This is a genomic window from Gordonia sp. BP-119, assembly GCF_016924115.1.
GTDB lineage: Bacteria > Actinomycetota > Actinomycetes > Mycobacteriales > Mycobacteriaceae > Gordonia > Gordonia hongkongensis.
Genome location: NZ_JAFFZF010000011.1, coordinates 83,211 through 97,114, shown reverse-complemented (window position 1 = coordinate 97,114; position 13,904 = coordinate 83,211). Strand labels below are relative to the sequence as shown.

Annotated in this window: 16 protein-coding genes; 8 read left to right on the top strand and 8 right to left on the bottom strand. The window is 69.2% G+C overall.

What is annotated here, in order from left to right; all coding sequences use genetic code 11:
• Window positions 1–28: 28 nt before the first annotated feature.
• From JW364_RS09180 to JW364_RS09170, 3 genes are all read right to left on the bottom strand, one after another.
• Window positions 29–505: a helix-turn-helix domain-containing protein gene (locus JW364_RS09180; RefSeq protein ID WP_058252664.1), complete on the bottom strand. Its 477-nt coding sequence runs from the start codon at window positions 503–505 to the stop codon at window positions 29–31.
• 123 nt (window positions 506–628) lie between these two features.
• The gene (locus JW364_RS09175) at window positions 629–847 is read right to left on the bottom strand and encodes a hypothetical protein (RefSeq protein WP_058252665.1); all 219 of its coding nucleotides are present in this window, start codon (window positions 845–847) and stop codon (window positions 629–631) included.
• A 136-nt stretch (window positions 848–983) separates the two neighbouring features.
• Window positions 984–1,208, bottom strand: a complete 225-nt coding sequence (locus tag JW364_RS09170; RefSeq protein WP_058252666.1) for a BldC family transcriptional regulator — start codon at window positions 1,206–1,208, stop codon at window positions 984–986.
• A 190-nt stretch (window positions 1,209–1,398) separates the two neighbouring features.
• Between JW364_RS09170 and JW364_RS24125 the strand changes: the two genes are divergently transcribed.
• The 6 genes from JW364_RS24125 to JW364_RS09140 all read left to right on the top strand — a co-directional run bounded on the left by JW364_RS24125 (window position 1,399) and on the right by JW364_RS09140 (window position 7,400).
• Entirely contained in the window at window positions 1,399–1,776 is a 378-nt protein-coding gene (locus JW364_RS24125) for a DUF4229 domain-containing protein (RefSeq protein ID WP_058252667.1), read from the top strand.
• Between the two features lie 12 nt (window positions 1,777–1,788).
• Window positions 1,789–2,922 (top strand): PLP-dependent cysteine synthase family protein, encoded by a 1,134-nt coding sequence (locus JW364_RS09160; protein WP_165630518.1) that lies wholly within the window; start codon window positions 1,789–1,791, stop codon window positions 2,920–2,922.
• Between the two features lie 45 nt (window positions 2,923–2,967).
• Entirely contained in the window at window positions 2,968–3,669 is a 702-nt protein-coding gene (locus JW364_RS09155; protein ID WP_165630906.1) for an ABC transporter ATP-binding protein, read from the top strand.
• Complete coding sequence (locus JW364_RS09150) at window positions 3,669–6,233, top strand: FtsX-like permease family protein (RefSeq protein WP_165630517.1); 2,565 nt, start codon at window positions 3,669–3,671, stop codon at window positions 6,231–6,233. Before JW364_RS09155 ends, JW364_RS09150 begins: the two co-directional genes overlap by 1 nt.
• Before the next feature lie 92 nt (window positions 6,234–6,325).
• A complete protein-coding gene (locus JW364_RS09145; RefSeq protein WP_065629224.1) occupies window positions 6,326–6,607 on the top strand; it encodes a hypothetical protein in 282 nt (93 codons plus the stop codon).
• The gene (locus JW364_RS09140; RefSeq protein WP_205333501.1) at window positions 6,600–7,400 is read left to right on the top strand and encodes a Clp protease N-terminal domain-containing protein; all 801 of its coding nucleotides are present in this window, start codon (window positions 6,600–6,602) and stop codon (window positions 7,398–7,400) included. The genes JW364_RS09145 and JW364_RS09140 overlap by 8 nt, the downstream gene beginning before the upstream one ends.
• A gap of 30 nt (window positions 7,401–7,430) precedes the next feature.
• On the opposite strand, the gene JW364_RS09135 is transcribed toward JW364_RS09140, so the two are convergent.
• Complete coding sequence (locus JW364_RS09135; RefSeq protein WP_205333502.1) at window positions 7,431–8,300, bottom strand: 1,4-dihydroxy-2-naphthoate polyprenyltransferase; 870 nt, start codon at window positions 8,298–8,300, stop codon at window positions 7,431–7,433.
• A 145-nt stretch (window positions 8,301–8,445) separates the two neighbouring features.
• Here JW364_RS09135 and JW364_RS09130 point away from each other — a divergent pair, with 145 nt between their 5' ends.
• Complete coding sequence (locus JW364_RS09130) at window positions 8,446–9,321, top strand: type IV toxin-antitoxin system AbiEi family antitoxin domain-containing protein (RefSeq protein WP_068971444.1); 876 nt, start codon at window positions 8,446–8,448, stop codon at window positions 9,319–9,321.
• Between the two features lie 42 nt (window positions 9,322–9,363).
• On the opposite strand, the gene menE is transcribed toward JW364_RS09130, so the two are convergent.
• From menE to JW364_RS09110, 4 genes are read right to left on the bottom strand one after another with little or no spacing between them, the layout of a single operon-like run.
• A complete protein-coding gene (gene menE / locus JW364_RS09125) occupies window positions 9,364–10,488 on the bottom strand; it encodes an o-succinylbenzoate--CoA ligase (RefSeq protein ID WP_307814764.1) in 1,125 nt (374 codons plus the stop codon).
• A gap of 38 nt (window positions 10,489–10,526) precedes the next feature.
• Complete coding sequence (locus tag JW364_RS09120; protein WP_159370171.1) at window positions 10,527–10,871, bottom strand: DUF3349 domain-containing protein; 345 nt, start codon at window positions 10,869–10,871, stop codon at window positions 10,527–10,529.
• 29 nt (window positions 10,872–10,900) lie between these two features.
• Complete coding sequence (locus JW364_RS09115; RefSeq protein WP_165630516.1) at window positions 10,901–11,182, bottom strand: hypothetical protein; 282 nt, start codon at window positions 11,180–11,182, stop codon at window positions 10,901–10,903.
• Between the two features lie 2 nt (window positions 11,183–11,184).
• Window positions 11,185–12,480, bottom strand: a complete 1,296-nt coding sequence (locus tag JW364_RS09110) for an inorganic phosphate transporter (protein ID WP_137809708.1) — start codon at window positions 12,478–12,480, stop codon at window positions 11,185–11,187.
• A 143-nt stretch (window positions 12,481–12,623) separates the two neighbouring features.
• Here JW364_RS09110 and JW364_RS09105 point away from each other — a divergent pair, with 143 nt between their 5' ends.
• Complete coding sequence (locus JW364_RS09105) at window positions 12,624–13,688, top strand: LLM class F420-dependent oxidoreductase (protein WP_068970733.1); 1,065 nt, start codon at window positions 12,624–12,626, stop codon at window positions 13,686–13,688.
• The last annotated feature ends 216 nt before the right edge of the window (window positions 13,689–13,904 follow it).

Here is a 13,904-nt window from a genome sequence, read left to right as displayed (position 1 = left end):
CGGTCGTGAGGCCCGCCGGCGGAAACCGTCAGCCGGACGCCTCGCTCGGGGAGTTCTCCTCCGCCCGCTTGGCGATCGCCTGGGCTTTGACCAGTTTGAGCAGGTCGATGAGTGCGTCGATGGTGTCCGGGCACAGCGAACCCATGTCGATGCCGGACAGGTGGCTCCCGGTGACCTGGAGCATCTCGACGTAATTCTGTTGCTGCCGAACGCGTTCGAGGTCTTCGTCGGGGTTGGACAGGAAATAGGTGACGCTGACGTCGAAGGCGCGAGCGATGGCCTCGACGGTGCGGAACGACGGCGTGCGGGCCTTGCCGGTGCGTAGCTGGGAGATGTACGCGTCGGACAGCGAGTAGCCGAGACGGTTGGCCTTCTCGGCGATCTTCTTGCCGGTATATCGGATGCCGTTCTCGTCACGGCTGTGTTCGAAGAGGTATCCGATCTTCTCGGCGAAGCTCAGGTCGTCATCGGTCGACGCCCCTCGCGGAGATCGTCCCGGGTTCAACGGCGCCTTCTCTCGGTCCGGCCATCGGGGAGTCGATGGTGAAGTGGACAATACCCTACCCACGGGTATGTTCCGCAGAGACGTTCTGAACCTGGTCTCAGCTTTTCGGCCGCGCGTCACGCCTCAGATCTCGTCACCGTCGGTGCCGTTGGTGCCGCGGGTGCGATTGTCCAGGTCGCGCAGGAAATCGGGGTCGTCGTCGGGGCCGAGCGGGCCGCGGGGACGGGATCGACGCGGGCCGGGCGAAGGGGTGTCGCCGGACTCGTCGGAGTGGGGTCCGAAGGCGCGCCACATGAGGAAACCGATGGCCAGCAGACCCAGAACGGCGAACAGATAGATCATGACAACCTCCCGACGACCAGCGTACGTGAGACGCCTGAGAGGTCAGGGCGAAAGCCGACCTGACCCGCACTTCTCCACCGATCGGATGAGGTCCGGCCGGGCGTCGGGTCGTCGGAAGAACTACAGGGCCGTCGGGTCAGTGGGCGCGGCGGTTGAGCAAGGCGACGACGTCCTCCTCGCGGAAGCGTCGGTGGCCGCCCGGCGTGCGGATCGAGCCGAGGATGCCGGAGCTCGCCCAGCGGGCGACCGTCTTGGGATTCACGTTGAACATCGCGGCGACCTGGCCGGGGGTCAACGTGTGCTGGCTGGCCAGTCCCGGGGTGATGTAGGTCGTGGGCGGTGCGGTCTCGATGCTGGTCATGATTCCCCCTGTGCGTGTTGGAGTGCTCGGTCGGTGCGCCGAGATGGCGAAGCGGCTCTGCACGGTGGTGGACGAGTTCCTTATGAATACACGCAAATCGCCCAGGTACTCGAACCGTCAGTGGGAGGTAAAGAGCATGCAAAGGCCCGCGACCTGCGGGAGCGCCGAGACCGCCCAGTACGCTGAGGGGGTGAGTGAAACGCCCGACCCCACCCCCGGCAAGAAGGCCACGCCCGACGCGGCCACCCGCGAAACCACGGCCGGCGACGCCACGCCGCAGGCGGGTGGACGCCCGATGACCCTCGCGTTCGCGCTGTTCGCATACACGTTCGCGCGTCTGCTGCTCGTCACCGCGGTCGTGGTGATCATCATGGTCGGCGGCAACCTGGTCGGCGTCGAGGTGCCGTTCCTCGTGGCGGCGGTGTTCGGGGTGCTGATCGCGCTCCCGCTCGGCATGGTCCTCTTCAAGACCCTGCGTCTGAAGGTCAACAGCGAGATCGCGGCACTGGAGGCCGGTCGCCGTTCCAAGCACGACGACCTGCAGGCTCGGCTCCGCGGCGAGAAGTGAGTTCGCCGACCCGTGGAACCCACGCGAGTCGTCGACCGTCGCGCTGATCGGGCCTGGACCCAGAACGCCGTCCGCCTCATCGAGGCCGACGGCCGGCGCAGTGCCGACACCCATCTCCTCCGCGTCGCGCTGCCCGCATGGTCGCGCTGGACCGTCGCCGACGGCGACACGAGCCGCGAGGTCGGCGTGGACCTCTATGTCAAGGACGAGTCGACCCATCCGACGGGGTCGCTGAAGCACCGGCTCGCGCGTTCGCTGTTCCTCTATGCGCTGTGCAACGGGTGGGTTGTCGAGGGCACGCCGGTGATCGAGGCGTCGTCGGGGTCGACGGCGGTCAGCGAGGCCTACTTCGCCGAACTGATCGGGGTCCCGTTCATCGCGGTGATGACGCGGAGCACGTCCCCGGCGAAGACGGCACTCATCGAACGCCACGGCGGGCGGTGTCATTTCGTCGAGCACCCCGGTGAGGTCTATGCCGAGGCGTTGCGTCTCGAGTCCGAACTCGGTGGCCACTTCATCGACCAGTTCACGATGGCCGAACGGGCCACCGATTGGCGCGGCAACAACAACATCGCCGAGTCGATCTTCGCCCAGCTGGCCGAGGAGGAACACCCGATCCCCACCTGGATCGTCGTGGGGGCGGGTACCGGCGGTACATCGGCGACCCTCGGACGGTATGTGCGCTACCGGCGCCACGACACCTGGCTGGCCGTCGTCGACCCGGAGAACTCGGTGTTCCTGCCGGCCTACGCGTCGGCGGACGGCACGCTGACCGCCCAGACCGGCTCGCGCATCGAGGGCATCGGCCGGCCGCGGGTCGAGCCGTCGTTCATCTCGCAGGTCATCGACCGCATGATCGGGGTGCCCGATGCGGCGTCGATCGCGACCGCGCGGCGCGTGAGCGACCTCCTGGGTCGTCGGGTCGGTGGCTCCACCGGCACCAACATGTGGGGGGCCTTCTCGCTCGTCGCCGAGATGGTCGCCGCGCGCACGCCCGGCAGTATCGTCACCCTGCTGTGTGACTCCGGGGATCGGTACGCGACGACCTACTTCGACGACGACTGGCTCGCCGCCGGTTCGTTCGACCTCGGCCCCGCCGAGACGGTGCTCGACCAGTTCCTCGCCACCGGCCGCTGGACCGCCTGAGACCCGGGCCGGCCGCCGCGGGTGGGTTACGATCCGGGAGTGTCGATGGAACCCGGACGGACGCCCGGCACCGGAAGTGCCCTGGTGGAAGCGGTCGATCTGGTGCGCGAGTACCAGATGGGCGAGGAACGGGTTCGCGCCCTCGACGGTCTGAACCTGTCCATCGACGGCGGTCAGTTCGTCTCGGTGGTCGGCCCGTCGGGAGCGGGCAAGAGCACCCTGCTGCACGTACTCGGAGCTCTCGACACCCCGACGTCGGGCCGGATCAGCATCGACGGCGTCGACCTCGGGGCACTCGACGACACCGCCGCCTCCGAGTTCCGGCGCAACCGCGTCGGGTTCATCTTCCAGTTCTTCAACCTCGTGCCGACGATGTCGGCGTGGGAGAACGTCGCGCTGCCGCGACTGCTCGACAACCAGTCGCTCCGCAAGGCGAAACCCCGTGCCGTGGACCTGCTCCGGCGGGTCGGACTCGGCGATCGAATCGACCATCGGCCCTCGGAGCTGTCCGGCGGCCAGATGCAGCGCGTCGCGATCGCCCGCTCGCTCATCATGGACCCGACGATCCTGCTCGCCGACGAACCGACCGGCAACCTGGACTCCAAGACGGGTGAGGCGGTACTCGAACTGCTCTTCGAGGTCGCGCACGACACCCCCGACCGGCTGGTGGTGATGGTGACCCACGACCCGAAGGCCGCTGCGGTCGCCGATACCACCATCACGGTCCGCGACGGGAAGATCGCCTAGTGGCGGGACGGGGTTCTCGGGCCGCCGCCCTAGCCGCCGGTCTCACCCGCATCCGCCTGCTGAATCTGCGCGAGATCCGTACCCACCGGCTGCGCCTGCTCACCTCGCTGGCGGTGGTGGTCGTGTCGTCGGCGTTGCTGATCGCGGTGCTCGGCACCTACGGGTCGGCGTCGGAATCGGTGCGGGACTTCAACAACGCGGTGTCGGGGGTCGCCGACATCGAGGTCGCCGGTATCACCGACACCGGCGTCGACGAGTCGCTGGCCGGCGAGATCCGTCGCGACGTCGACGCGGCGGCGGCCGTCGTGCCGATGATCCGCGGGTCGGTCGTCGTCGACGGTTCGGCCGTGCCGCTGCTCGGCTCCGATCAGCGCGTCACCCAGCTCTCGGGCAGTCTGCGCGGCGCCCTGCAGCAGGGGCAGGCCGGGACCGGTCCGGGGACCGTCGACCTGGACCGACTGCGCACCGGCGTGTTCGTCGGCCCGGGACTCGGGCTCGACCGCGGAGACCGATTGACCGTCAACGGGATCGAGGTCGAGGTCCTCGAGGTCGTCGGCAACGAGCAGGCCGCCGGTCTCAACAACGGCCGCTTTCTCTTCGCCTACGTCGACCTCGCGCAGCGGCTCGTCGGACTCGAGGGCCGGCTCGACTCGATCCTCATCGTGACCGAGCCCGGCGCCGATCTGTCCGCCGTGCGCTCGCAGTTGCAGGGCATCGTGGACGGCCGTGCGGTGGTGGTCGATCCGGACTTCCGCGCCAAGCAGGCCGAGGTCGCGAGTTCGGTGACCCGCGATGCGACCCTGCTGGTCTCGCTCGTGTCGCTGGTGATCGCTGCCTTCCTGGTGTTCAACACGATGAACATGGCGGTGGCGTCGCGGCGGAGGTCGCTGGCGATGATCCGAGCGTTGGGGGCCAAGCGGTCTCACCTCGTCGGGGACATGCTCGGCGAGGCCGCGCTGATGGGTTTCGTCGGCGGCGTACTCGGCATCCCCCTTGGAATCCTGGCCGGGCGGGCGGTGATCAGCAGCCTGCCCGAACCCCCGGCCGATTCCGTCGGCACCGTCATCAACTATCACCTGCCCGGATACGCGCCCGCGGCGGCGGTGATCGCCTGCGTGGTCGCGTGTGTCGCGGCGACGACGCTGGCCGCGCGGGCGGTGTTCGCGGTCTCGCCGGTGGAGGCGATGGCTCCGGTCGAGGTGTCGGACTCCGCCGCGCGGCGTGGTCCCGCGGTGGTGATCGCCGCGGTGCTCGGGGTCGCCGGCCTGATCGCGTCGTGGGTGGTCGTGGCAACCGTGCCGGGCCGCCCGGCCATCGTCGCCGGCGTCTTCTATCTGGTCGGCGCGCTGCTGCTGTGCTTCGCGCTGTCGAAACCGTTGGCCTGGGCGGTGGTTCGGGTGGCGCGCTGGTTCGGAGGCCCCGGACAGCTCGCCTCGGTGAACACCGAGCGCGCCCCGCGGCGCGCGTGGGCGACGCTGATGACGGTCGCGGTGGCCATCGCGGTCGGCATGGGGACGTCGGGAGCGCTGGACAACCTCGTCTCGTCGATGTCGAAATCGCTCGACGGACTGGGGGATCCGGACTTCTACGTGTCGTCGACGTCGGCCGCGAGCCTGCCCCTGGGTCCGATCCTGCCGCCCTCGGTGGCCGAACGCGTTGCGGCGGTTCCTGGGGTCACCGAGGTCGTCGGTGGTCAGTGGGCCGCGGTCAACATCGGCGAGAGCAAGGCAAATGTGCAAGGGCTCGAGCCGGGTTCGCGCGCACCGTTCATGCGCAAAGCGTCGCCGGAAGCGGTGGCGAGCGTCCTCGCCGGCGACGGCATCCTGATGTCGAGCGTCTTGGCCCGCGCATTGGGCGTGGGCACGGGCGACACGGTGGAACTCGCGACCCCCAACGGTCCGCGGCAGACGGTCGTGCGTGACACCGTCGACTACGTCTCCCTCGACTCCGGTGTGGCGGCCATGTCGCAGGAGTTGCTGGGGGAGTGGTTCGACCGCGACGGCGACACCTACCTTCAGGTGATCACCTCGCCCGATGCCGACCCGGAGCAGGTCCGCCGGGACCTCGAGGCGCTCGTCGACGGCGTCCCGACGACGGGCAACAAGCCCATCAGTGTCTACAGCGGTGCCGAGGCCCTCGCGGCCACCCAGGCCACTGTCGAGCAGGCGGGCGCGTTCGCGGTCGCCATCCAGTGGATCGTCGCCGGTGCGGCCGCGATCGCACTGCTCAACACGCTGCTGCTGTCGGTCCTCGAACGACGCCGCGAGCTGGGCGTCCTGCGGGCGATGGGGGCCTCCCGCCGGTTCGTCTCGCGGACGGTGCTCGCCGAGGCGGGAGCGGTCGCCCTGGTCGGGTCGGTCCTCGGCGTCGTCCTCGGTGCCGCCATGCATCTGCTCAGCAACCAGATCCTGACCATCACGACGTCCCTGACGGTGCTGTACTCGCCACGGCCGTCGGCCCTGCTCTTCGTGACCATCGCCGTGGCTCTCTGCCTGATCGGTGCCTTCGTCCCCGCGGTCCGGGCCGGGCGGATGAACATCAGCGAGTCGATCCAGAACGAGTAGTCCGGTCGCGGATGCGCGATCGAACCAGGTGTGCCATGCCCCGCTCGTCAACTATTCTTGACACGACCATGATGTCAACATAACCTGACATCATGCACGACGACCACAGCACCGACACCGCACCCGACGCACCGAGCGCCGAGCTGGCCGGAGACGCCGCGAGCGGCGATCCGGCGAGGGGCCTGGCCGCGGTACGCGCCCTGCGCACCCTGGCCGACCGACTCGAGGACGTGCAGGTGGCCAACGCCCGTGCCCACGGGTGGAGCTGGCAGGCGATCGCAGAAGTGCTGCAGATCAGCCGACAGGCCGTGCATCAGAAGCACTCACAACGTGAGGCCCGCGCGAGTGGGCCAGAAGGAGACACAGATGTTTGAGCGAATCAGTCGCGATGACAAGATGCTGCTGGCTTTCGCCACGCAGGAGGCCGGCGACCTGGGTCACCGGCAACTCGGCAACGACCACCTGATCCTGGGCATGCTCTGCAACGCCCGCAGCCCGTTGTTCGCGCTGCTGGCCGATCAGGGGTTGACGCTGACGTCGGCCCGGGAGGTGGTCCGGAAGTACCACGGCGAGCACGCGGAACGGTCCGACACCGCGGAGACCGCCGACGACGAGTCGGCCCGCGAACGCTACGAGGAGGATCGAAAAGCCCTGCGCGGCATCGGAATCGACCTCGACAAGGTCCGGGAAGCGGTGCGCGGTCGCTTCGGCGAGGACCTGTCCGACGGCTGGGGCGAGCGTGCCGAGCGTGGCCCCCGGGCACGTGGTCACGGGCGTCGGGGGCACCGGCACCATGGTCGCGGTCGCGGACCCCGGCCGGATTGCGGCCCACAGGGTCTCGGGCCAGAGGGTTTCGGGCCGGGAGGTTACGGGCCGGGCGGACCGTTCGGCGGCGAGGGGCCCTGGGAGCCGGGTCGCGGCCGGCGCGGACCGCGGGGCCGGGGCGCCCGGCCCCGTTTCGCGAACGACACCCGGACGGTGTTCGGCCGGGCCATGGAGATCGCGCGGGAACGGGGTGACCGCCGCCTCCGCGCGGAGTACCTGTTGCTGGGCATCATCGACACCGCCGACGACGCGTCGCGGGCGCTGATCGAATCCGCCACCACCGCCGACGAACTCCGCGCCGCGGTCGTGGCGAGCCTGCCCGACGTCGAGGCGCAGGTCTGATCGTCGGCGCAGGTCTGGCGTCGAGGTCCGTCAGGTGAGCGCGAGCGCGACAGCAGTGACGACCGCCCAGGCGAGCATCGCCTTCCCGGTCGTCCCGATCGACGGGATCAGTCCCGGTCCGGCCGCCCCGGTCCGGACCGGGGCGTAGGCCTGCCACAGCAGCGGGAACGTCACCAGTCCGAGCAGCGCCCAGGGGGTCGCGAAGGCCAGGACGACGCTCATCGCGAGCGGGGTCAGCAGGAGCACGGCGAACAGGATCCGGGTCCGGGCGTCACCGAGGCGCACGGCGAGGGTGATCTTGCCGGATTCGGTGTCGCTGGGGATGTCTCGGAGGTTGTTGACGACCAGCACGCTGCTCGAGATCGCGCCGATCCCGATCGCGCCGGCCAGTCCGACCCAGTCGATTCGGCCGGCGGAGACGAACTGGGTGCCGAGGACGGCCACGAGCCCGAAGAAGGTGAACACTGCGACCTCGCCCCAGCCGGCGTAACCGTAGGGGCGCTTGCCGCCGGTGTAGAACCAGGCGCCGGCGATACAGATCGCGCCGACCAGCACGAGCCACCACGCCGTCGCGATCGCGAGGACGAGGCCGCAGACCGCGCCGATCCCGAAGCACAGGAACGCGGCGGTCTTCACGGCCTTCGGCGACGCGGCGCCCGACCCGACCAAGCGCATCGGACCGACCCGATCGTCGTCGGTTCCCCGCACGCCGTCGGAGTAGTCGTTGGCGAAGTTCACGCCGATGATGAACGCGACGGCCACCGCCAGCGCGAGTACGGACTTCCACCACGTGACGTCGCCGGAGTGCGCCGCCGCGCCGACACCGACCACGACCGGCGCGATCGCGTTGGGGAGCGTGCGCGGACGAGCGCCCTGGATCCACTGCGAGGGGGTAGCCACGGGTTCATCGTGTCACGGCCGCGCGCGCGAGCCGGCGGCTGCCCGGTAGGTGTAGAACTCCGTAGCGCCTGGCGCGACGACACACTACATCTGCGGGGGCCGTCGAGCGATGGAACCGGTTGCGGCGCAGGTGCGTCTGAAGGTCATGCATCTTCCGCCGGACTTTCGGGCGCTCGCCCTCGAACAGGATGGCGTGTTCACCGCTGCCGATGCCCGCGAACACGGCATCAACCGGTCGGCGGTGCACCGTCGGGTGCGGGCCGGCGAGTGGGTATCGGTGCATCCTCGTGTCTATCGGCTCGCCGACCACCCCGAGACCGACCGCACGCGAATCCGGACCGCGACGCTGGCCGTCGGCACTCACGGGGTCCTCTCGGGACTCGCTGCAGCGTGGTGGCATGGGATTGTCGATGCCCCACCCACCTCGCCCACGGTCACCGCTCTTCGCGGACGCCACGGTCATCCGGTGACGGGAGTCCGGATTCTCAACCGCGCTCTCGCCGACGCCGACGTGCTGACCCGGGACGGGCTACGGGTCACCGGGGTCGCGTTGTCGGCTTTGGAGGGTGCGGTAGAGGGCGGCATCGAGGTCATCGATGCCGCGTTGCAGCAGCGGCGCACCACGGTCGAGCGTCTCGTCGAGGCCTACGAGCGGCGGCGCCGGTGCGTCGGCGCGGCGGACATGGGTTCGATGGTCGAGCTGCTGGAATCGGGTGCGCGGTCGGCCGCGGAGCGGCTCGCTGTCACGATCCTCCGGACCGCGGGTATCGAGGGGTGGGTGGCGAACCATCCGACCTGCGGGTACGAGATCGACTTCGCCTTCCTCGACCGGATGGTGGCGGTGGAGATCGACGGGTTCGCCTTCCACCGCGACTCGAAGACGTTCCAGCGTGACCGCACCCGACGCAATGCGCTCCTAGCGGCGGGTTGGACGGTGCTGAACTACACCTGGGGTGACCTCCGCGACCGAGCGGAGTACGTCGCGACGTCGATCTCCCAGGCACTTGCGACCGCCGCCTGAACTGCAGTTGTCGCACATCGTTGCGCCAGGCGCGACGACACACTACATCTGCGCACCGAAGCGGGCCCGTAACGCGCGACGGTCGTACTTGCCGGGTCCGCGGAGGGGGAGGGCGTCGAGTTCGACGACCCGCCGGGGGGCCGCGTACTTGTGGAGCCGCTCGGTGACCGAATCGCGAATGCGTTTGACGTCGAGGCGTTCTCCGGGACGGACGACGACGAATGCGGTGACCGCCTCGCCGAGCCGGTCGTCGGGGAGCCCGACGACGACGCATTCGGCGACCGCCGGGTCATCGGCGATCACGGCCTCGACGACCTGCGGTACGACGGTCAGGCCGCCGGTCGAGATGGCCTCGTCGGCGCGGCCGACGATCGAGAGCAGTCCGGCGTCGTCGACGCGGCCGAGGTCGTCGGTGCGGAACCAGCCCGGCTCGGCGAAGGCCGGATGGTCGGGCAGATTGCGATAGCCGGAGGCGACGACCGGACCGCCGAGCAGTACGCGCCCGACGCCGTCGGGTGCCGGATCGGCGATGCGGGCCGCGACGCCGTCGAGGGGTCGCCCGTCGTAGACGCACCCTCCGGCGGTCTCGCTCATCCCGTATGTCGCGACGACCGGGAGACCTTCGTCGACCGCTCTGTCCCACAACGGTTTCGGGGTGGCCGCACCGCCGACGAGGATGGCGTCGAGCTCCCGCGAGGCGGCGGTCGCGGCGGGCTGGTCGAGAACCTTGACGAGCTGGGTGGGCACCAGCGAGGTGTATCGCCGCGGACCTTCGAAGTCGCGTACGGCGCGGGCGTAGACCTCGGGATCGAAACCGGCCCGCATGTCCAGGACCACCGGCGTCTGCCCGGCGGTCAGCGCGCGGAGCAGGACCTGCAGGCCGGCGATGTGGTGCGGGGCCAGCGCCAGCAGCCAGTTGCCCGGCCCGCCCAGATGATCGGCGGTGGCCCGCGACGACGCGGCGAGGGTCGCCGGAGTGTGTTGCGCGCCCTTGGGGGTGCCCGTCGACCCCGATGTCGAGACCACGAGGGACACGGGGTCGTCGATGGGTGCGCCCACCTGCAGCGCCGAGGCGAGTTCGGCTGCGGCGCGGGCGTCGTCGGGCACGGGCAGGAAGGCCGAGGAACCGTCGAGGATCGCCCGGAGGTCGTCGACGTGGTCGAGCACGGCGGCGGTCGACGGCAGCGGCAGGGTTCGCAGGGTCCTCAGGGCAGGTCCCCATCGGTCGGACCGTCCCCATCAGGATCGGGGTCGTCGCTGAACGGCCATCCGCGGGCGACGAGGTGTGCGCGTACCCGCGCGATGTCGTCCTCGTGCGGCAGTTCATGGGTGTAGTGGGTGATCTTCACCGCCGCGTCGATCCGCGATATCGGTTCGGGTGGCGGCGGGGACTCGCGGGCCAGCTCCGCCGACACCTGGCTCACCTCGTCGTCGGTCAGCTGCCGGCGCAGCAGCGCCACGAGCGGTATGTAGTCGTTGTGCGGGACGCCGTCGGGGTAGCCGGCGCGCAACCACTCCACGACCTTCTGCAGAAGTGTCGGGCGGTCCACGGGGTGTCTCCGATCAGAAGCGGGGACGATCACTTGTAGCCGAACGGGAAGATCTTGACGCCGGTGTGGTAGAAGATCGTCTGCCGGGTGATCCAGAGGATCCCGACGACGATCACCAGGATGACGACGCCGAAGATGAGGTACGCCACGGGCTTCAGCGCGGGATGCGGATCGGAGGTCGTTCCGTCGGCGGCGACGGAACCCTCGGCGAGGGACCGCAGACGCAACCCGACTGCGAACAGCGCGGGCAGTCCCGCTCCCAGTACCAGTCCGACGATGAGGACTTTGCCGATGGCCTCGAACATCTCCATTCTCAGGCGCTCCTCTCCGGGTCGTGCTGCACGATGATCTCGGCCGGGATGACCGGTGGCAGCGGGAGGGTCGTGTCGTCCGTCTCGGTGGCGACCGCTTCCTCCCACTCCTCGCCCGCGAGGGCCTCGCCCTCCCAGGCGTCGTTGACGTTCTCGTGGTCGACCTTGTTCTCCTGCGCGCGCCAGTACATGTAGCCCGACGCGACGACCAGGATCGCGAAGATGATGAGGGCCCCGGTGACGTCGCCGAACAGGTGCGCGAGGAAGTAGCAGGCGGCACCGACCGCGCCGGCGGCGGGCAGGGTCGTCACCCAGGCGACGGCCATCCGGCCGGCGACCGACCAGCGGACCTGGGCGCCTTTGCGGCCGACCCCCGAACCCAGGATGGAGCCGGTCGCGACCTGGGTGGTCGAGAGCGCCATGCCCGCGGCACTCGAGGTGAGGATGATGGCGGCCGACGACGCCTCGGCGGCCATGCCCTGCGGCGAGGTGATCTCGACGAGTCCCTTGCCGAGGGTGCGGATGATCCGCCAGCCGCCCAGGTAGGTGCCGATCGCGATGGCGGCGGCGCAGCTGAACACCACCCAGAAGGGGAGTCCGTGGCTGACGCTCGACGCCTCGAGGTGTCCGGTGGCGATGAGGGCCATCGCGATGACACCCATAGTCTTCTGGGCGTCTCCGGTGCCGTGGGCCAGCGAGACCAGCGATGCGGTGGCGACCTGCCCGTAGCGGAAGCCGTCCTCCTTCTGCCGGTCGGCGATCCGGCGGGTGATCGCGAAGACCAGCCAGGTTCCGCACGCCGCGACCAGACAGGCGATGACCGGTGCGGCCAGCGCGGGGATGAGGATCTTGGAGGTGATCCCGGACCAGTTGATCCCGCTGACACCGATCGCGGCCAGGCCCGAACCGATCAGCCCGCCGAACAGGGCGTGGGACGAACTCGAGGGCAGCCCGAACAGCCAGGTGAAGAGATTCCACAGGATGCCGCCGATCAGGCCCGCGAAGATGATGAGCAGCGCCGTCGTCGCCGACAAGCCGGCCACCAGCTCCCCGGCGTCGGGTCCCGAGGTCTGCTGGATGTTCAGCACGTCCTTGGTGATGGTCGCCGCGACCTCCACGGACAGGAAGGCGCCGACCAGGTTGAGCAACGCCGACAGCCCGACCGCGACCTTCGGCTTCAGGGCGCCGGTGGCGATCGACGTCGCCATCGCGTTGCCGGTGTCGTGGAAGCCGTTGGTGAAGTCGAAGCCGAGGGCTGTGACCACCAACAGCACCAGGATCAGCATCTCGCCGCTCATGGTGACGATTGTGGGACCTACCGCCCTCATTTACCTAAACATCGGGCACAGTTCCGGTGCGCGGGGTCCCCGGCCGGGGCCGACCTATCGAACGTTCAACAGACCCTCGGAAACCGGTCGCCGCTGTGGAAGAATCCGTCGGCATGACATCGATGAAGCTGGGCATGCCGATCAACTACGCGGGCGACTTCCGCGAGACCATCAACAACCTCGCGGACTTCGAAGCCGCGGGCGTGCAGCGCATCGCGGTTCCGGAGGCCTACAGCTTCGACGCCGTCTCGCAGCTGGGGTACATCGCGGCCAAGACCGAGACGATGGAACTGCAGACCGCGATCCTGCCCATGTACTCGCGGACGCCCACCAACCTGGCGATGACCGCGGCCGGCCTCGACTACATCAGCGGCGGTCGCGCGGTGCTCGGTATCGGCGCATCCGGTCCGCAGGTGATCGAGGGATTCCACGGCGTCAAGTACGACTACCCGCTGGGACGCGCCCGCGAGCACGCCGAGATCTGCCGGATGGTCTGGCGCCGCGAGAAGCTGAACTACCAGGGCAAGCACTACACGTTGCCGCTCGACGAGGAGCACGGCGGCTCGGGACTGGGCAAGTCCCTGAAGATCATCAATCACCCCGTACGCGACAACATCCCGCTGCTCCTGGCCGCCATCGGACCGAAGAACATCGAGTTGGCCGCCGAGATGTTCGACGAGCTCCAGCCGATCCTCTTCCACCCGGAGCAGATCGACGCCGCCTTCGGCGAGTCGCTCGCGGCGGGCAAGGCCAAGCGCGATCCGTCGCTGGGGGATCTGGGCATCGTCGTCCAGGCCACCGCACGCATCTCCGACGACGCCGAGCAGATCGACAACGCCAAGCAGCTCGTGCGCCATCATGCCGCCCTGTACATCGGCGGAATGGGCGCCCGCGGGAAGAACTTCTACAACCAGCTCGCCATCCGCTACGGCTACACCGACGAGGCGAAGCTGATCCAGGACCTCTACCTCGACGGCAAAAAGATGGAGGCCGCGGCCGCGGTCCCCGAGGACCTCGTCACGTCGATGTCGCTGATCGGTTCCAAGGCCCAGGTGGCCGAGCGGGTCGCAGCGTTCCGGGAGGCCGGTGTCACGTGCATCCTGGCCTCGCCCACCGCGCCGACCCACGCCGAGCGCGTCACCGAGGTCGAGCACCTGCGCGACATCTTCGGGGGCTGATCGCGCGATCGGCGATTGTTGTCCGGAAAACGACGGCCCGTGTACGCACGGCCGTCGTTTTCCTTTCTCGGTCATTTGCACCTCGGGTGCAATTCCGAGACATTTCACTACACTTCGACGATGTTCTGCCGACCGTGAATTCGGGTGTGCATTCACGGTGTTTCCGAATCCCGTCGCAGGTCGCGCGAAATACCATTCCGTTCACATCGATGAGCG